This is a genomic window from Azotobacter chroococcum (assembly GCF_004339665.1).
GTDB lineage: Bacteria > Pseudomonadota > Gammaproteobacteria > Pseudomonadales > Pseudomonadaceae > Azotobacter > Azotobacter chroococcum.
This window is the reverse complement of the sequence record NZ_SMMU01000017.1, coordinates 33,892-52,733: the sequence shown is the minus strand read 5'-3', so window position 1 is coordinate 52,733 and position 18,842 is coordinate 33,892. Positions and strand designations below refer to the sequence as shown.

The 18,842-nt window shown below is 62.1% G+C and carries 15 protein-coding genes and 2 tRNA genes; 1 reads left to right on the top strand and 16 read right to left on the bottom strand.

Annotated elements, in window-relative coordinates; all coding sequences use genetic code 11:
* Positions 1 to 35: 35 nt before the first annotated feature.
* From pnp to rlmE, 14 genes are all read right to left on the bottom strand, one after another.
* A complete protein-coding gene (gene pnp, locus EV691_RS14700) occupies positions 36 to 2,144 on the bottom strand; it encodes a polyribonucleotide nucleotidyltransferase (protein ID WP_131297605.1) in 2,109 nt (702 codons plus the stop codon).
* A 155-nt stretch (positions 2,145 to 2,299) separates the two neighbouring features.
* The gene (gene rpsO / locus EV691_RS14695; protein WP_131297606.1) at positions 2,300 to 2,569 is read right to left on the bottom strand and encodes a 30S ribosomal protein S15; all 270 of its coding nucleotides are present in this window, start codon (positions 2,567 to 2,569) and stop codon (positions 2,300 to 2,302) included.
* Between the two features lie 128 nt (positions 2,570 to 2,697).
* Complete coding sequence (truB, locus tag EV691_RS14690) at positions 2,698 to 3,615, bottom strand: tRNA pseudouridine(55) synthase TruB (protein ID WP_131297607.1); 918 nt, start codon at positions 3,613 to 3,615, stop codon at positions 2,698 to 2,700.
* 3 nt (positions 3,616 to 3,618) lie between these two features.
* Entirely contained in the window at positions 3,619 to 4,008 is a 390-nt protein-coding gene (rbfA, locus tag EV691_RS14685; protein ID WP_131297636.1) for a 30S ribosome-binding factor RbfA, read from the bottom strand.
* A 93-nt stretch (positions 4,009 to 4,101) separates the two neighbouring features.
* Positions 4,102 to 6,606, bottom strand: coding sequence for a translation initiation factor IF-2 (infB, locus tag EV691_RS14680; RefSeq protein WP_131297608.1), 2,505 nt, complete (start codon positions 6,604 to 6,606; stop codon positions 4,102 to 4,104).
* A 27-nt stretch (positions 6,607 to 6,633) separates the two neighbouring features.
* Positions 6,634 to 8,115: a transcription termination factor NusA gene (nusA, locus tag EV691_RS14675; protein ID WP_089167231.1), complete on the bottom strand. Its 1,482-nt coding sequence runs from the start codon at positions 8,113 to 8,115 to the stop codon at positions 6,634 to 6,636.
* 47 nt (positions 8,116 to 8,162) lie between these two features.
* Positions 8,163 to 8,711, bottom strand: a complete 549-nt coding sequence (rimP, locus tag EV691_RS14670; RefSeq protein ID WP_165496522.1) for a ribosome maturation factor RimP — start codon at positions 8,709 to 8,711, stop codon at positions 8,163 to 8,165.
* A 53-nt stretch (positions 8,712 to 8,764) separates the two neighbouring features.
* Positions 8,765 to 8,841: transfer RNA gene (locus EV691_RS14665), tRNA-Met, on the bottom strand.
* 97 nt (positions 8,842 to 8,938) lie between these two features.
* A tRNA-Leu gene (locus EV691_RS14660) sits at positions 8,939 to 9,024 on the bottom strand.
* An 8-nt stretch (positions 9,025 to 9,032) separates the two neighbouring features.
* Positions 9,033 to 9,422 (bottom strand): preprotein translocase subunit SecG, encoded by a 390-nt coding sequence (gene secG / locus EV691_RS14655; RefSeq protein WP_131297610.1) that lies wholly within the window; start codon positions 9,420 to 9,422, stop codon positions 9,033 to 9,035.
* A 267-nt stretch (positions 9,423 to 9,689) separates the two neighbouring features.
* Entirely contained in the window at positions 9,690 to 11,027 is a 1,338-nt protein-coding gene (glmM, locus tag EV691_RS14650; protein ID WP_089167228.1) for a phosphoglucosamine mutase, read from the bottom strand.
* Complete coding sequence (gene folP / locus EV691_RS14645) at positions 11,024 to 11,890, bottom strand: dihydropteroate synthase (RefSeq protein WP_131297637.1); 867 nt, start codon at positions 11,888 to 11,890, stop codon at positions 11,024 to 11,026. Before folP ends, glmM begins: the two co-directional genes overlap by 4 nt.
* 9 nt (positions 11,891 to 11,899) lie before the next feature.
* Positions 11,900 to 13,810: an ATP-dependent zinc metalloprotease FtsH gene (gene ftsH / locus EV691_RS14640; protein WP_131297638.1), complete on the bottom strand. Its 1,911-nt coding sequence runs from the start codon at positions 13,808 to 13,810 to the stop codon at positions 11,900 to 11,902.
* Between the two features lie 156 nt (positions 13,811 to 13,966).
* On the bottom strand, positions 13,967 to 14,590 hold the full coding sequence (rlmE, locus tag EV691_RS14635; RefSeq protein WP_131253635.1) for a 23S rRNA (uridine(2552)-2'-O)-methyltransferase RlmE: 624 nt from the start codon (positions 14,588 to 14,590) through the stop codon (positions 13,967 to 13,969).
* An 86-nt stretch (positions 14,591 to 14,676) separates the two neighbouring features.
* Here rlmE and yhbY point away from each other — a divergent pair, with 86 nt between their 5' ends.
* The gene (gene yhbY / locus EV691_RS14630) at positions 14,677 to 14,991 is read left to right on the top strand and encodes a ribosome assembly RNA-binding protein YhbY (protein WP_089167224.1); all 315 of its coding nucleotides are present in this window, start codon (positions 14,677 to 14,679) and stop codon (positions 14,989 to 14,991) included.
* Positions 14,992 to 15,136: 145 nt separating this feature from the next.
* On the opposite strand, the gene greA is transcribed toward yhbY, so the two are convergent.
* On the bottom strand, positions 15,137 to 15,613 hold the full coding sequence (greA, locus tag EV691_RS14625) for a transcription elongation factor GreA (RefSeq protein WP_039802052.1): 477 nt from the start codon (positions 15,611 to 15,613) through the stop codon (positions 15,137 to 15,139).
* Positions 15,610 to 18,831, bottom strand: coding sequence for a carbamoyl-phosphate synthase large subunit (carB, locus tag EV691_RS14620; RefSeq protein ID WP_089167223.1), 3,222 nt, complete (start codon positions 18,829 to 18,831; stop codon positions 15,610 to 15,612). Before carB ends, greA begins: the two co-directional genes overlap by 4 nt.
* Positions 18,832 to 18,842: the final 11 nt, after the last annotated feature.

Here is an 18,842-nt window from a genome sequence, read left to right as displayed (position 1 = left end):
GGGCCCTCGTCTTTTCCAGCTGGGAAGTGGCGACCTCAGACGCCGGACGCTTCCGCAGCGGCGACATCCTTGATCGACAGCTTGATGCGGCCGCGGTTGTCCACGTCGAGCACCAGCACCTTCACTTCCTGGCCTTCCTTGAGCACGTCGGTGACCTTCTCGATGCGCTGGTCGCTGATCTGCGAGATGTGCACCAGGCCATCCTTGCCCGGCAGGATGTTGACGAAGGCGCCGAAGTCGACGATGCGCTCGACCTTGCCGACGTAGATCTTGCCGATCTCGGCCTCGGCGGTGATGGACAGCACGCGCTGCTTGGCTGCCTCCGCCGCCTCGCGGGTTTCGCCGAAGATCTTGATCGAGCCGTCGTCCTCGATATCGATGGAGGCCTTGGTCTCCTCGCAGATGGCACGGATGGTGGCACCGCCCTTGCCGATCACGTCGCGGATCTTGTCCTGATCGATCTTCATCGCCAGCATGGTCGGAGCGTTGACCGACAGCTCGCTGCGCGACTGGCCGATCACCTGGCTCATCTGGCCGAGGATGTTCAGGCGGGCTTCCAGCGCCTGGTTCAGGGCGATCTCCATGATCTCCTCGGTGATGCCCTGGATCTTGATGTCCATCTGCAGCGCGGTGACGCCCTTGGCGGTACCGGCCACCTTGAAGTCCATGTCGCCCAGGTGGTCCTCGTCGCCGAGGATGTCGGTCAGCACGGCGAACCTCTCGCCTTCCTTGACTAGGCCCATGGCGATACCGGCCACCGGCGCCTTCATCGGCACGCCGGCATCCATCAGCGCCAGGGAGGCACCGCAGACCGAAGCCATGGAACTGGAGCCGTTGGACTCGGTGATTTCCGAGACCACACGCACGGTATAGGGGAACTCGTCGCCCTTCGGCAGCATGGCCTGCACACCGCGGCGGGCCAGGCGGCCATGGCCGATCTCGCGACGGCCGGCACTGCCCATGCGGCCGCACTCGCCCACCGAGAACGGCGGGAAGTTGTAGTGCAGCATGAAGCTGTCCTTGCGCTCGCCTTCCAGGGTGTCGAGCACCTGGGCATCACGCGCGGTACCTAGAGTGGCCACCACCAGCGCCTGAGTCTCGCCGCGGGTGAACAGGGCCGAACCGTGGGTCTTCGGCAGCACGCCGACCTCAATCCTCAGCGGGCGCACGGTGCGGTTGTCGCGACCGTCGATGCGCGGCTTGCCGTCGACGATGTTCTCGCGCACGGTGCGGTATTCGATCAGGCCGAAGGCATCCTTGACCTCGCCGACGGACGGCTGGCCCTCGGCTTCGCCGGCCAGGCTAGCCACGGCCTGGGCGCGCAGCTCGTCGAGGCGGTTGTAGCGCTCCTGCTTGACGGTGATGGTATAGGCCTGCGAGATCGCCTCGCCGAACCCGGCGCGAATGGCCTCGAGCAGCGCGCTCGGCTCGGTCGGCGGCTCCCAGCTCCAGGCCGGACGGGCAGCCTCGGCGGCGAACTCCTTGATGGCCCGGATCACCGCCTGGAACTCCTCGTGGGCGTACAGCACGGCGCCCAGCATCTGGTCCTCGGTCAACTCCTCGGCTTCGGACTCGACCATCAGCACGGCGGATTCCGTACCGGCCACCACCATGTCCAGGCGCGAGGCCTTGAGCTGCTCGTAGGTGGGGTTCAGCAGGTAGCCGGTCTCCTCGTGGTAACCCACGCGGGCGGCGCCGATCGGGCCGCTGAAGGGAATCCCGGAGACCGCCAGGGCGGCGGAGGTGCCAATCATCGAAGCGATGTCCGGATCGGTCTTCTTGCTGGTGGAAAGCACGGTGCAGATCACCTGCACCTCGTTCATGAAGCCTTCCGGGAACAGCGGGCGGATCGGCCGGTCGATCAGGCGCGAGGTCAGGGTTTCCTTCTCGCTGGGGCGGCCTTCGCGCTTGAAGAAACCACCCGGGATTCGGCCGGCGGCGTAGGTCTTCTCTTGATAATGCACGGACAGCGGGAAGAAACCCTTGCCCGGATCGGCCTGCTTGGCGCCGACCACGGTGACCAGTACGGTCACGTCCTCGTCGACGGTGACCAATACGGCGCCGGAGGCCTGGCGGGCGATGCGGCCGGTCTCCAGGGTGACGGTCGACTGACCGAACTGGAATGTCTTGATAACCGGATTCACGGTATTTTCCTTCTCTTTGTTGCTCGGGGGAAATCCTCAGGAAGGTGGGAGTCGGACCCGGAGGGCTTCCTGAAAAGGGAGAAGCCGAAAGCAAAAGGCTGGAAGCAAGCACGATGTCTCACTTCCAGCCTCCCGCTTCCAGCTTGGCGCGCGCCTTAGCGACGCAGGCCCAGGCGACCGATCAGGGCGCTGTAACGAGTGGTGTCCTTACCCTTCAGGTAATCCAGCAGCTTGCGGCGCTGGTTGACCATGCGGATCAGGCCACGACGGGAGTGGTGATCCTTGCCGTTGGCCTTGAAGTGATCCTGCAGCTTGTTGATGTTGAAGGTCAGCAGGGCAATCTGCACTTCCGGGGAACCGGTATCGCCTTCAGCTTGCTTGTACTCGTTGACGATCTGGGCTTTTTCTTCAACGGTGAGTGCCATGATGGGCATCCTCTCTGTCGGGAAACCATTCAGGCCGTGGCACCGAATGATTTCAGCAGGCCGGGAACATCTTCCCGTGTTTGAGAAAGAGGTATGACCGTGCCTGCTGACAGCCACCCTCGCATCGGTCATTCCGACCGAATCAGTCGACGCGGCGCGATGCGCCCGTCGTCACCCACCTCACCGATACCGATGAAGCGGCCTGTATGATCCTGCACCCGCACCATGCCGAACTTCGGCGACTGCGGCGCGCGAACCGGCTGCCCATGCAGCCAGTAGTAGCTGCTGTGTTCGGAGAGCTGGAGCACAGGCCAGTGCTCCAGACCGCTGTCCGCCGGTAGCAGGAAGCGGTCCAGCGCCTCGCAGCCACCCTCGGCATGGGCCTGCTCCAGAGCCTCCAGGCTGACCGTCTGGGCCAGCCCGAAGGGCCCGGCCTGGGTCCGGCGCAACTCCGCGACATGCGCACCGACCCCGAGCGTCCGGCCGATGTCCTCGACCAGGGAGCGAATGTAGGTTCCCTTGCTGCAGGCCACCGCCAACCGTGCGAACGGTGGCTCGAAGGCCAGCAGATCCAGACGCGCAATAGTAACAGAACGCGCCTCACGCTCCACCACCTCGCCGGCCCTGGCCAGCTTGTAGAGCGGCTGCCCATCGCGCTTGAGTGCCGAGTACATGGGCGGAACCTGGCTGATCTCGCCACGGAAGTCCGCCAGCACCGCCTCCAGCGCATCCCGCCCGAGCTGCACATCGCGCCGCTCGAGCACTTCGCCCTCGGCGTCCCCGGTGGCAGTGGTCACGCCGAGATGCATCAGGGTCTCGTAACCCTTGTCGGCATCCAGCAGGTACTGGGAAAACTTGGTGGCCTCGCCGAAGCACAGCGGCAACACGCCGGTGGCCAGAGGATCGAGACTGCCGGTATGTCCGGCCTTCTCGGCATTCAGCAACCAGCGGACCTTCTGCAGCGCGGCATTGGAGGTCAGCCCGCGCGGCTTGTCGAGAATCAGGATGCCATCGACCTTGCGGCGGATACGTTTGCCCTGCGCCACGCCTTACTCCTCGTCCTTGCCGGCATGCAGCCGGTCTTCGGCCACGGCGCGCTCGATCAATGCGGACAGCTCGACGCCCCGACGAATGCTCGCGTCATAGCTGAAGTGCAGCTGCGGCATGCTGCGCAGCTTCATCGCCTTGCCCAGCTGCATGCGCAGAAAACCGGCCGCCTCATTGAGGATATCGAGGTTCCGCTTGATTTCCTCGGCGCTGTCTTCCTTGCCCATGACGGTGATGAACACCTTGGCATGGGACAGATCGCGAGCAACCTCGACAGCGGTAATGGTGACCATGCCGAGGCGCGGGTCCTTGATCTCGCGCTGGATCAGCAGAGACAGCTCACGCTGCATCTGATCACCAATGCGCTGGGTGCGACTGTAGTCTTTGGCCATATTTCGCCTCTCAATAAGCCAAAAGCTGGAAGCCGAACCCGGAAGCCTTACGGCCTCCAGCTTCATGCTTCCAGCTTCGTGCTTGCGCGCGCGTCAAAGCGAGCGCGCCACCTGGACCTTCTCGTACACTTCGATCTTGTCGCCGACCTTGACGTCGTTGTAGCTCTTCACGCCGATACCGCACTCCATGCCGGCCCGCACTTCGGACACGTCGTCCTTGAAGCGGCGCAGGGACTCCAGTTCGCCCTCGAAGATCACCACGTCGTCGCGCAGCACGCGAATCGGACGGTTGCGATGGACGTTGCCCTCGACCACCATGCAGCCGGCGACGGCGCCGAACTTCGGCGAGCGAAACACATCGCGCACCTCGGCGATGCCCAGGATGTTCTCCCGCACCTCGCTGCCCAGCATGCCCGACAGCGCCTTCTTGACGTCCTCGATGATGTCGTAGATGACGTTGTAGTAGCGCAGGTCCAGACCTTCCTGCTCGACGATCTTGCGCGCACCGGCGTCGGCGCGCACGTTGAAGCCGAACAGCACGGCGTTGGAGGCCAGTGCCAGGTTGGCATCGCTCTCGGTGATGCCGCCGACGCCGCCACCGACCACGCGGACCTGGACCTCCTCGTTGCCGAGCTCGCCCAGAGCGCCCTGCAAGGCCTCCAAGGAACCGCGCACGTCGGACTTGAGGACGATGTTGAGGGTCTTCTTCTCGTCCTGGCCCATGGTCTCGAAGATGTTTTCCAGCTTGGCCGAATGCTGACGAGCCAGCTTGACCTCGCGGAACTTGCCCTGACGGAACAGCGCCACTTCGCGCGCCTTCTTCTCATCGGCGACCACGGTCAGATCGTCGCCCGCATCCGGAGTGGAATCCAGGCCGAGAATTTCCACCGGAATCGACGGGCCCGCCTCCTTGAGGGGCTGGCCGTTCTCGTCCAGCATGGCCCGCACACGGCCGAAGTTTACACCGGCGAGGACGACGTCACCCTGGCGCAGGGTACCGTTCTGGACCAGCACGGTCGCCACCGGACCGCGCCCCTTGTCCAGACGCGACTCGATCACCACGCCGCGCCCCGGAGCACTCGGCGTAGCGGTCAGCTCAAGCACCTCGGCCTGCAGCAGCACCGCTTCCAGCAGCTCGTCGATACCGGTACCGACCTTTGCCGAAACCGGGACGAACTGGGTGGTGCCACCCCACTCTTCCGGGATCACGTCGCGTGCGGCCAGATCGTTCTTGATCCGGTCCAGGTCGGCTGCCGGCTTGTCGATCTTGTTGACCGCCACGACGATCGGCACGCCGGCCGCCTTGGCATGCTGGATGGCCTCTTCGGTCTGCGGCATCACACCATCGTCGGCCGCCACCACCAGGATGACGATGTCGGTGGCCTTGGCACCCCGGGCACGCATCGCGGTGAACGCAGCGTGGCCGGGGGTGTCGAGGAAGGTGACCATGCCGCGATCGGTTTCCACGTGATAGGCACCGATGTGCTGGGTAATGCCACCTGCCTCGCCGGTCGCCACCTTGGTGCGACGGATGTAGTCGAGCAGCGAGGTCTTGCCGTGGTCGACGTGCCCCATGACAGTGACCACCGGCGCACGCGATACAGCCTCGCCTTCGAACTTGAGGGATTCGGCCAACTGCTCTTCCAGTGCGTTCTCGCTGACCAGCTTGACCTTGTGCCCCAGCTCTTCGGCCAGCAGTTGCGCGGTTTCCTGGTCGAGCACCTGGTTGATGGTCACCGGCGTGCCCATCTTGAACATGAACTTGATGACCTCGGCCGCCTTGACCGACATCTGCTGGGCCAGTTCGGCGACCGTGATGGTTTCGCCGATGGTCACCTCGCGCACAAGGGGGCCGGTCGGGCTCTGAAAGCCATGCTGATTGCGCTTCTTCAGCTTGGACTTGCCACCGCGACCACCGCGACGGCCGAAACCCTCGCCTTCTTCGTCGACATTGCGCACCGCTGCACGGGCAACCGGAGCCTTGTCCTTGACGGAGGGGCGATGCTGGGCATTCTTGCGCTCGCGCCGCTCATCGTCGACGTTGCGCACCTTCTCCTTCTCGACACGACGCGGCTCTTCCCGCTTGCGCTCTTCGCCGGCAGCCGGAGCAGACACGGGTTCGGCCGCTACGCCGAGTGCTGGTTCCTTCGCAGCAGCAGCTGTAGCAGCGGCCTGCTCGACCTGGCGCTGCGCCTCCTGCTCGGCAGCACGGCGCTTGGCCTCCTCATCTGCCTTCTGGCGCACAGCAGCCTCCTCGGCAGCCCGCTGCTCCTCAAGCTCGCGCTGCTTCTCGGCCTCGAGCTCGTCAGGGCTGCGCTTGACATAAGTCTTTTTCTTGCGCACCTCGACGCTGATGGTCTTGCTACCGGCGACCCTCAAGGTAGTCGTGGTCTTGCGTTGCAAGGTAATCTTTCGCGGCTCCTCCAGCTTCACACCGTGGCTGCTCTTGAGGTGAGCCAACAGGGCCTGCTTTTCATTATCGGTCACTACCTGCTCGGCGCTGGTATGCGACAGCCCTGCCTCACGCATCTGCTGCAGCAGGCGCTCGACCGGTGTATCGACCACCAGGGCCAGTTCTTTCACCGTGACTTGCGTCATGCATCTCTCTCCTCAGGCCGCTAATGCTTACTCGAACCAGTGGGCTCGGGCGGCCATGATCAGCTTGCCGGCACGCTCTTCATCCATGCCGTCGATGTCGAGCAGGTCGTCGATCGACTGCTCGGCCAGGTCTTCGCGGGTAATCACTCCGCGCATCGCCAGCTCAACCGCCAGCTCCTTGTCCATGCCCTCGAGCGAGAGCAGGTCTTCGGCCGGATGGGCTTCCGCCAGCTTTTCTTCAGTAGCAATGGCCTTGGTCAGCAGGCGATCCTTGGCGCGTGCGCGCAACTCGTTGACGATCTCCTCATCGAAGCCATCAATGGCGAGCATCTCCTCCATCGGTACATAGGCAATCTCTTCTAGGCTGGTGAAGCCTTCCTCCACCAGCACCTGCGCCAGTTCCTCGTCGACCTCCAGCTCCTCGACGAAGGAGCGCAGAATGCCGCCAGTCTCGGCCTGTTGCTTGGCCTGGATGTCAGCCTCGGTCATCACATTCAGGGTCCAACCGGTCAGTTGGCTGGCCAGCCGCACGTTCTGTCCACCACGACCAATAGCTTGGGCCAGGTTATCGTCGGCCACGGCGACATCCATTGCATGCGCGTCCTCATCGACAATGATCGCCGCCACTTCGGCCGGCGCCATTGCGTTGATCACGAACTGCGCCGGGTTGTCGTCCCACAGCACGATGTCGACACGCTCGCCCCCCAGTTCGCCGGAAACGGCCTGCACGCGCGAGCCGCGCATGCCGATGCAGGCACCCTGCGGGTCGATACGCTTGTCCTTGGAGCGCACGGCGATCTTGGCGCGCGACCCCGGGTCACGGGAGGCAGCCTTCACTTCGATCAAACCTTCGGCGATCTCCGGCACCTCGATGCGGAACAGCTCGATCAGCATGCCCGGCGCAGTACGCGACAGGATCAGCTGGGGGCCGCGGTTTTCCGGGCGAATCTCCTTCAGCAGGGCTCGTACCCGCGCACCGACCCGGAAGGTTTCGCGCGGAATGATGTCCTCCCTCGCCAGCAGCGCTTCGGCGTTGTTGCCAAGATCGACGATGACATTGTCCCGGGTCACCTTCTTCACGCTACCGGAAATGATCTCACCCACACGTTCGCGGTAGGCATCCACCACCTGGGCGCGCTCGGCCTCCCGCACCTTTTGCACGATCACCTGCTTGGCAGTCTGCGCGGCAATGCGTCCGAATTCGATGGATTCGATCTTTTCCTCGACCACATCGCCCAGCTTGGCATCCGGCTCGCGCTCGCGGGCCTCGTCGAGCGTCAGTTCGGCAGCCGGATTTTCCAGCAAATCGTCCTCGACGACGGTCCAGCGACGGAAAGTGTCGTACGCACCGCTCTGGCGATTGATCTGCACGCGCAGATCGACTTCGTCCTCGTAGCGCTTCTTGGTGGCAGTGGCCAGCGCCAGCTCCAAGGCTTCGAAAATCACACCGGCCGGGACGCCCTTTTCGTTGGACACCGACTCAACTACCAGCAGTACTTCTTTGCTCATCGTACGCTCGCCTTTCGCAATCCATTGGGATCCGCGGGATCCGCGTCTCAGTCAAAACGGGGAATGATATTGGCTTTATCGATCAGATCGAGCGGCAACAGGTATTCGTGGTCGTCCACCAACACGACCACATCCTGATCCTCAACGCCACGCAGGAGCCCCTGGAAGTTGCGCCGCCCCTCGAAGGGGGAGCGCAGCCTGATCTTCACCTGTTCGCCGGCGCTGCGGGCAAACTGTTCGAGAGTGAATAGGGGCCGGTCCATGCCTGGAGAGGAAACCTCGAGGGTGTATTCATTGCTGATCGGATCCTCCACATCGAGCACGCCACTGATCTGGCGACTGACCTTTTCGCAATCATCGATGAGGATGCCGTTGGCGTGATCGATATAGACCCGCAGTAGCGAGTGCCGCCCCTGCGACAGGAACTCAATGCCCCAACATTCATAGCCGAGCGCCTCGACTACCGGGGCCAACAAGGCCTGCAACTGTTCTAGCTTGCTCGACACCTGAACCCCTCGCGCATGCTGTGCAAATAAAAAATGGGCGAAACGCCCATTCCCTTTATCATCTTCGCCATGTGCGCCGCTTACCGGCACTTGCTGCTTTCTAGCTAGCAAAAAGCCCCTTGGAAAGGGGCTTCTGCGACAACTGGTTGCGGGGGCTGGATTTGAACCAACGACCTTCGGGTTATGAGCCCGACGAGCTACCAGACTGCTCCACCCCGCGTCAAAAGCTGGAGCGGAAGTATACGCATGACCTCAACTCCCAGTCAACCTAACTTCCACCGACAAGAGAGCCCGCTGATTAGCGGGCTCTCTTGATTTGGTACCGAGGAGGGGACTCGAACCCCTACAGCCTATGGCCACTACCACCTCAAGGTAGCGTGTCTACCAATTCCACCACCTCGGCAAAAACCTTTACTTCTGTTCCGGAGCCTGCGGCACGTCTACGGCATTGCCTGCAGCCCCTTTCTCCTCAAGCACCGGCACATCTTCTACTGCCGACTTCTTCTGCTGGATCTCCAGCACCGCCGGATCCGGCAGACCAGCCTGACTCAACGAGTCAGCTTTTTCCTTTGCCAAAAACCCCAACCCCAAACTGGTCAGGAAAAAAGCGGTGGCGAGTATAGCAGTAACGCGACTCAGAAAGGTAGAGGAACCTTGACTACCGAAAACCGTAGCCGACGCACCAGAACCAAAAGAAGCACCTGCTTCCGCCCCCTTACCCTGCTGAATCAAAACCAGCGCGACCACACCCAGCGCAGCCAGCAGGTGAAAGACGATAACGATCGTTTCCGTTTCCAGCATCTTCAGTTACCCGCAGCGCGACAGATCGCACCAGATCTCATCCGCATCGAGGCCCATCAACGAACCCCATCAACATCAAGCGCACCAAACGAATCGGCCGCACTTGCCACCCATGAGCGACCAGCAGCGCGGACACCCAAGCAGCCCCACAAACTGCGGACACGGGCAGCATGCTCACCACTCACAAACCAGGGGGCAACGCATGCCCACCTGATCAATCAAAGTGGGCGCAGATGTTATACGAACCAAAAATAACTCGCAAGCGAATCAAGCACATACATCCGCAACAATCTTTGCCAGATGATCGGCATGGAGTCGCACCTGACTTTCGTCGTCGCCCTCTACCATCACCCGCACCAAGGGCTCGGTACCCGACTTGCGCAGCAGTACCCGTCCTCGCCCCGCCATTTGTTCTGTCACGCGCTCGCAGGCCTCCAGCACGGACGGATGCCCAACAGGATCCTTGTCACCCGCATAACGCACGTTGACCAGCACCTGCGGAAATTTGCGCATCCCCTGGCGCGCCTCGGCAAGCCTCTGCCCACGATGCTTCAAGGCCATCAGCACCTGCAGCGCAGCAATAATGCCATCACCCGTCGTTGCATGATGACAGCAAACGATATGTCCGGAACTCTCGCCACCCAGTTGCCAATTGCGGGTCAGCAGTTCGGCCATGACATAACGATCGCCGACCTTGGCTCGCTCGAACGGAATGCCAATGTCCTGCAGAGCCAGCTCCAGCCCCAGGTTGCTCATCAGAGTGCCGACCACCCCCCCTTGCAGACTGCCCTGCTCCTGCATATCGCGCGCGATGAGAAAGAGCAGCTCATCACCATCGACCACAGCTCCTGTATGGTCAACCATCAGCACACGGTCGCCATCGCCATCGAAAGCGATACCGAGATCGGCACGCTGCATGAGCACCTCGGCCTGCAATGCAACGATATCGGTAGAGCCGCAACGGTCGTTGATGTTCAGCCCGTTGGGCTGGGCCGCCAGAACCGCCACCTCGGCACCCAGCTCGCGGAATACACTGGGAGCGACCTTGTAGGTCGCGCCATGGGCGCAGTCCACGACGATCTTGAGGCCGGCAAAGCTGGTGCCGGTCGGCACACTGCTCTTGCAGAATTCGATATAGCGCCCGGCCGCATCGTTGATACGGGAAACCTTGCCCAGCCGGGCCGAGTCGACCACCGTCATCGGCGTATCGAGCAGCTCCTCGATGATCAGCTCCAGTTCGTCGGGCAGCTTGGTTCCCTGTCCGGAGAAGAATTTGATGCCATTGTCATAATGGGGGTTGTGCGAGGCACTGATGACAATACCGGCCTCGGCATGAAAGGTTCGCGTGAGGTAGGCGATGGCCGGTGTCGGCATGGGGCCGAGCAGCAGCACATCGGCACCAGCAGCGGAGAGCCCCGCCTCCAGTACCGACTCGAACATGTAGCCGGATATGCGGGTATCCTTGCCGACCAGCACACGGCATATGCCTTGGCGACGGAAGGCCTTGCCGGCAGCCCATCCCAGCTTGAGCATGAAGTCCGGCGTGATGGGGTATTCACCTACCCGCCCACGAATGCCGTCGGTGCCGAAATATTTTTTGCTCAACGCTTCCCCTCCCCCCATTCTGCCATCTCCACGGCATCGATCATTCGTACCACCTCGACCGTTTCCGCCACGTCATGCACCCGCACGATACGCGCACCCTTGGCTACCGCCAATGCCGCCAGGGCCAGGCTGCCGTTCAGGCGCTGACCAACCTCGCGCCCCAATACCTGACCAATCATGCTTTTGCGGGAGACACCGACCAATAGCGGACGACCAAGTTCATGCAGTATTTCCATGTGCCTGAACAGCAGCAGGTTGTGCTGCAGCGTCTTGGCAAACCCAAAGCCCGGATCCAGCAGCAGACGCTCGGTCGGAATCCCCGCCGCAGCACAGGCCTGCATACGCCCGAGCAGAAAGCTGCGCACCTCACCCAGCAGATCCACATAGCCGGGATCCTGCTGCATGGTGACCGGCTCTCCCAGCATGTGCATCAAACAGACAGGCAGCCCCGCCTCCACCGCCACCTCCAGAGCACCGTCCCGCTGCAGTGAGCGGACGTCATTGATCAGACCAGCGCCCAGCCGGGCTGTCTCGCGCATTACCGCCGGAGTTGAGGTATCCACCGAAATGATGACATCCAATTCGGCGGCAATGGCTTCGACGACGGGCGCGACTCGATCCAGTTCCTCCTCCGCCGACACCACGCGAGCACCAGGACGAGTCGACTCCCCCCCGACATCGATCAGCGTGGCTCCAGCGGCGACCATGCTTCGCGCATGGCTCAACGCAGCATCGAGTCCGCTGAAGCGCCCCCCATCGGAAAAGGAGTCTGGCGTTACATTGAGAATTCCCATCACATGGGAGCGCGACAAATCAAGAACCCGGTTGCCACAAGGCAACCGGGTCGGAGGCAACAAGGTCATTTTCAAGCCTTAATGTTCGCCAGCCGGCCCTCCGATCGGAGACTCGGCCCGGTTGCCTCCCTGGGAAGCCGGCGTACCAGAGGTACCGGAACCACCCTGCCAGTCCTTCGGCTCGCGAACAGTGCGCCCCGCCATGATGTCGTCGATCTGATCGGCATCGATGGTTTCATACTTCATCAATGCCTCCGCCATCATGTCCAGCTTGTCACGGTTGTCCCTCAGCAATTGCGTGGCCGTGCCGTAGCACTGGTCGATGATGCTGCGGACTTCCTGATCGATCAGCCTGGCAGTTTCCGCTGAGACATTGGAGTGCTGGGTCCCTGCGCTACGACCAAGGAATACTTCTCCTTCCTCTTCCGCATACATCAACGGCCCCAACTTTTCCGACAGACCCCACTTGGTCACCATGTTCCGGGCAATCTGGGTGGCACGCATGATGTCGTTGGACGCCCCCGTAGTGACTCCCTCGAAGCCCAGGGTCATCTCCTCGGCAATGCGCCCGCCAAACAACGAACAGATCTGACTGACCAATGCCCGCTTGGACAGGCTATAGCGATCCTCTTCCGGCAGGAACATGGTCACGCCCAGAGCGCGTCCGCGCGGAATGATCGATACCTTGTAGACAGGATCATGCTCGGGCACCAGCCGCCCGACGATCGCATGCCCCGCTTCATGGTATGCAGTGTTGAGCTTTTCCTTTTCGGACATGACCATGGTCTTGCGCTCGGCGCCCATCATGATCTTGTCCTTGGCCAGCTCGAACTCGCGCATCTCGACGATGCGCTTGTTGGCACGCGCGGCAAACAGCGAGGCCTCGTTTACCAAGTTGGCCAGATCGGCACCGGAAAAGCCGGGAGTACCACGGGCGATGACCGTCGGATTGACATCCTCGCTTACCGGAACCTTGCGCATGTGCACCTTGAGGATCTGCTCGCGACCACGGATATCCGGCAGGCCGACTACCACCTGACGGTCGAAGCGACCTGGACGCAGCAGCGCCGGGTCAAGCACGTCCGGGCGGTTGGTCGCGGCGATGACGATGATGCCATCGTTCATCTCGAAGCCGTCCATCTCCACCAGCAACTGGTTGAGCGTCTGCTCCCGTTCATCGTGCCCGCCGCCAAGCCCAGCACCGCGATGACGACCGACAGCATCGATTTCATCGATGAAGATGATGCAGGGTGCATGTTTCTTGGCCTGATCAAACATGTCCCGGACACGCGAGGCACCGACCCCGACGAACATTTCGACGAAATCCGAACCGGAGATGGTGAAGAACGGAACCTTGGCCTCCCCGGCAATCGCCTTGGCCAGCAGCGTCTTGCCGGTACCGGGCGGGCCGACCATCAGCACGCCGCGGGGAATGCGCCCGCCGAGGCGCTGGAACTTGCCCGGATCGCGGAGAAATTCGACCAGCTCGCTGACCTCTTCCTTGGCCTCGTCACAGCCGGCGACATCGGCAAAGGTGGTCTTGACCTGATCCTCCGAGAGCAGCCGCGCCTTGCTCTTGCCAAAGCTCATCGGCCCACCCTTGCCGCCCGCACCACCCTGCATCTGGCGCATGAAGAACATGAATACGGCAATGATCACCAGGATCGGGAAGCTGGCCACCAGCAATTGCGACCAGATGCTCTGCTGCTCGGGCTGCTTGCCTTCGATCTGGACATTGTTGTCGATCAGATCGCCTATCAGGCCCCCGTCCTGAATGGCCGGACGGATCGTCTTGAAGGTGTCGCCGCCTATCCGCTGGCCGCTGATGATATAGCCATCCACGGTAACCCGCTCGACCTTGCCGTCCTTGACCTGTTGGATGAAGTCCGAATAATTCAGCGTCTGCGGCTCGCTCGGATTGGTAAAGTTGTTCATCACGGTCACCAGAACGGCCGCGATGATCAACCACAGAATCAGGTTCTTTGCCATATCGTTCAATTAACTACCCTCTGGGACGGCGCCAGTCCCTGTATGACGGCTGGTACAGCTACCCGCCTAACTTAATACACAACCCCCGCCCCCGGCAGGCCTCTCTGTAACCCTTTGTGTGCCGTATTTTGCACACGCGTGCGGCTCATCAGCAGTCTAGGCTCCGCGAAAGCCGCGCGCGAGCAGATATTGTTCGCGGGAACGGTCGCGGGAAGAGAGCGGCTTGCGCATCTGCACCCTGTCGAAATCCTCGCGCACCTGGCGAAGATACTGATCGAAACCTTCACCCTGGAAGATCTTGATCAGAAAATCACCTCCCGGACGCAGGACCCGCCCGGCCAGATCCAGCGCCAGTTCACATAGATACATGGCCCGCGGCTGGTCGGCCGCCTTTACACCACTCATATTGGGTGCCATGTCGGAAATCACAAGATCGACCGGCTGCTCGCCGATCGCCTCGAGGAGTTGGGCAAACACCATATCATCGGTGAAATCCCCTTGGATGAAGGTCACATCCGGAATGCTGTCCATCGGCAGGATATCCGAAGCGATCAGACAACCGCGGTCGCCGATCAGCCGGCTGGTCACCTGCGACCAGCCGCCCGGCGCAGCACCCAGGTCGACGACAGTCATGCCCGGTCGCAGAATGCGGTCCTTCTCCTGGATCTCCAGCAGTTTGTAGCTGGCACGTGAGCGATAACCGTCCCTTTGCGCCATCTTCACGTAGGGGTCATCGAAATGCTCTTTCAACCAGCGTTGACTAGTCTTGGATCGGGCCACAGGTACCTCGCGTTTGGCTGGGCGGCCCCGGGTCGCTCGGGTAGACTAGGCCGCTTTTCAACAAGATCGGACGCAGGGGTCAGATTATGGCGCTCACTCAGGAGCAGAAGAAACATTTCAAATCCATCGGCCATCACCTGAAGCCTGTCTTGATCGTGGCCGAAAATGGCGTGACCGAAGGTGTTCTGGCCGAACTGGAGCGGGCTCTGAACGATCACGAACTGATCAAGGTGAAGATCAACCTCGCCGAACGCGACGACCGACAAGCTGTGGTTGCCGAACTCTGCGAGGCATCCGGAAGCGAACTGGCGCAGGTGATCGGCAAGGTCGCCCTGCTCTACCGCAAGAACCCCAAGCCGAACAAGAACCTCTCGAACATCAGCCGCTTCCTCCAGGCTTGAGGCAACGGGCGGGTCACTGCAGGCCCGCCGAAAGCCCAGCACAGCGGTAGTCCGCAGCACCAGCCGACTCCAACATCGCACCAAGCACCGCACGCCAGGCAGGGCAACCCGGGAAGGTAGCCCCACCTTTGGCGACGCCCTCGGATCAGATGTGGCGAACCTCGATGATCTCGTACTCGACGGTACCGCTCGGTGTCTTCACCACCACCACATCACCCTCCTCCTTGCCCACCAAGGCGCGGGCAATGGGTGAACTGACCGACAGCTTGCCCTGCTTGATGTCGGCCTCGTCGTCGCCGACGATCTGGTAGACCACGGTTTCGTCGGTCTCGACGTTGGCGATTTCCACGGTGACGCCGAAAATTACCTTGCCTGTATGAGGAATGGCCGTCACATCGATGACCTGCGCGTTCTGCAGACGCCCCTCGATATCACGGATCCGCGCCTCGACCATGCCCTGCTGTTCCCGGGCGGCATGGTATTCGGCGTTCTCCTTGAGGTCGCCCAGCTCGCGCGCCTCGGCGATCGCCTGGGTGATCTGCGGGCGCAGTTCGGTTTTCAGATGCTTGAGCTCTTCCTCCAGGGCGCGCGCGCCCTGGACAGTCATCGGAAACTTGGTCATGCGTTGATTCCTGCATGGAGATCCTGCAGACGGCGCACGGTCTTCTCGGGACCGAACTTGAGCGCCTCACAGATCGCCTGACCACCGGCGATGGTGGTGGTGATGCAGATCTTGTGCTGCAGAGCGTTGCGACGGATCGAGAAGGAGTCGGCGATTGACTGACGCCCCTCGGTGGTATTGATGATCAGGGTGACCTCGTCGTTCTTGATCATATCGACCACATGGGGACGCCCCTCGGTCACCTTGTTCACCCGGCGAACCGGCAGGCCGGCCGCCTCGATCATGCGAGCGGTACCGGCAGTGGCCACCACTTCGAAGCCGAGGGCGACCAGGTTGCGCGCCACATCGGCGACGAACGGCTTGTCGTCTTCGCGCACGCTGATGAAGGCGCAGCCGCCAGTCGGCAGCGTCTCGCTGGCCCCCAGCTGGGCCTTGGCAAAAGCCTCGGCGAAACTGTCGCCGACCCCCATCACCTCGCCGGTGGACTTCATTTCCGGGCCGAGGATGGGATCGACACCAGGGAATTTGGCGAACGGGAAGACCGCTTCCTTGACGCTGAAGAACGGCGGGATGATTTCCTCGGTGAAACCGATTTCCTTGAGCGTCTTGCCAGCCATCACGCGGGCCGCGACCTTGGCCAGGGACTCACCGATGCACTTGGAGACGAAAGGAACGGTACGCGAGGCGCGCGGGTTCACTTCCAACACGTAGATGTCCTCGCCCTGCACGGCCATCTGCACGTTCATCAGGCCGATCACGCCGAGTTCCAGGGCCATTTTCTTGACCTGCTCGCGGATGTCGTCTTGGATATGTGCCGGCAGCGAATAGGGCGGCAGCGAGCAGGCCGAGTCGCCGGAGTGCACGCCGGCCTGTTCGATATGCTGCATGATCGCACCGATCACCACGTCCTCACCGTCGCAGACCGCGTCGATGTCGACCTCGATGGCGCAATTGAGGAAGTGATCCAGCAGCACCGGGCTGTCGTTGGACACCTGTACCGCCTCGCGCATGTAACGCTTGAGCTCGTCTTCCTCATAGACGATTTCCATGGCCCGGCCGCCCAGCACATAGGACGGACGTACCACCAGCGGATAGCCGATCACCTTCGAGGCGGCGATGGCTTCGTCCTCGCTGCGGGCGGTGGCGTTCGGCGGCTGGCGCAGGTTGAGACGCTCGACCATCTGCTGGAAGCGCTCGCGGTCTTCGGCGCGGTCGATGGCGTCCGGGCTGGTACCGATGATCGGCACGCCAGCCTCTTCCAGGGCGCGACAGATCTTCAGCGGGGTCTGGCCGCCGTACTGCACGATGACGCCCTTGGGCTGCTCGACACGGACGATCTCCAGCACGTCCTCCAGGGTCACCGGCTCGAAATACAGGCGATCGGACGTGTCGTAGTCGGTGGAGACGGTTTCCGGGTTGCAGTTGACCATGATGGTCTCGTAACCGTCTTCGCGCATGGCCAGCGCAGCATGCACGCAGCAGTAGTCGAACTCGATGCCTTGACCGATACGGTTCGGCCCGCCGCCGATGACCATGATCTTGTCGCGGGACGACGGATTGGCCTCGCACTCTTCCTCATAGGTCGAGTACATGTAGGCGGTATCGGTGGCGAACTCGGCAGCACAGGTATCGACACGCTTGTACACCGGCTGCACCTTCAGCTTCTGCCGGTGGCTGCGCAGGTTCTTCTCGGTCACACCGAGCAGCTTGGCCAGGCGGGCGTCGGAAAAGCCCTTGCGCTTGAGCTTCCACATCAGGTTGCGGTCGATGCTGGAGAGACCGAGCGTCTTGACCCGCTCCTCTTCCTTGACCAGATCCTCGATCTGCACCAGGAACCAGGGATCGATCTTGGTCAACGCGAAGACATCATCGACGCTCTTGCCGGCGCGAAAGGCGTCGGCCACATACCAGATGCGCTCGGCGCCCGGCACGATCAGCTCGCGCTTGAGAATGCTCTCGGCTTCCGGGTTGCCCAGATCCAGCTTGGGATCGAAACCGGCGACGCCGACCTCCAGACCACGCAGGGCCTTCTGCACCGACTCCTGGAAGGTACGGCCGATGGCCATCACCTCGCCCACGGACTTCATCTGGGTAGTCAGGCGGGCATCGGCCTTGGGAAACTTCTCGAAGGCGAAGCGCGGCACCTTGGTGACCACGTAGTCGATGGCCGGCTCGAAGGAGGCCGGGGTACGGCCGCCGGTGATGTCGTTGGACAGTTCGTCGAGGGTATAACCCACCGCCAGCTTGGCGGCGATCTTGGCGATCGGGAAGCCGGTGGCCTTGGAGGCCAGTGCCGAGGAGCGCGACACACGCGGGTTCATCTCGATCACCACCATGCGGCCGTCGACCGGATTGATGCCGAACTGCACGTTGGAACCGCCGGTTTCCACGCCAATCTCACGCAGCACCGCAAGCGATGCGTTGCGCATGATCTGGTATTCCTTGTCGGTCAGGGTCTGCGCCGGAGCCACGGTGATCGAGTCGCCGGTATGCACGCCCATCGGATCGAAGTTCTCGATCGAGCAGACGATGATGCAGTTGTCCTTCTTGTCGCGGACCACCTCCATCTCGTATTCCTTCCAGCCGATCAGCGATTCGTCGATCAAGAGTTCGCTGGTCGGCGACAGGTCGAGACCGCGGGTGCAGATTTCCTCGAATTCTTCGCGGTTGTAGGCGATGCCACCACCGGTGCCGCCCATGGTGAAGCTGGGGCGGATGATGCAGGGGAAACCGACCTTGTCGAGCACCCCGTAGGCCTCGTCCATGCTGTGGGCGATGCCGGAGCGTGGACACTCCAGGCCGATCGCGCGCATGGCCTTGTCGAAGCGAGAGCGGTCCTCGGCCTTGTCGATGGTATCGGCGTTGGCGCCGATCATCTCGACGCCGAACTTGGCCAGCACGCCGTGCTTTTCCAGCGCCAGGGCGCAGTTCAGCGCAGTCTGGCCGCCCATGGTCGGCAGCAGGGCGTCGGGGCGCTCCTTCTCGATGATCTTGGCCACGGTCTGCCACTTGATCGGCTCGATGTAGGTGGCATCGGCCATGGCCGGGTCGGTCATGATGGTGGCCGGGTTGGAGTTCACCAGAATGACGCGAAAGCCTTCTTCCTTCAGCGCCTTGCACGCCTGGGCGCCCGAGTAGTCGAACTCGCAGGCCTGGCCGATGACGATGGGGCCGGCACCGAGGATCAGGATGCTTTTAATGTCTGTACGTTTTGGCATGGTCTCTCACA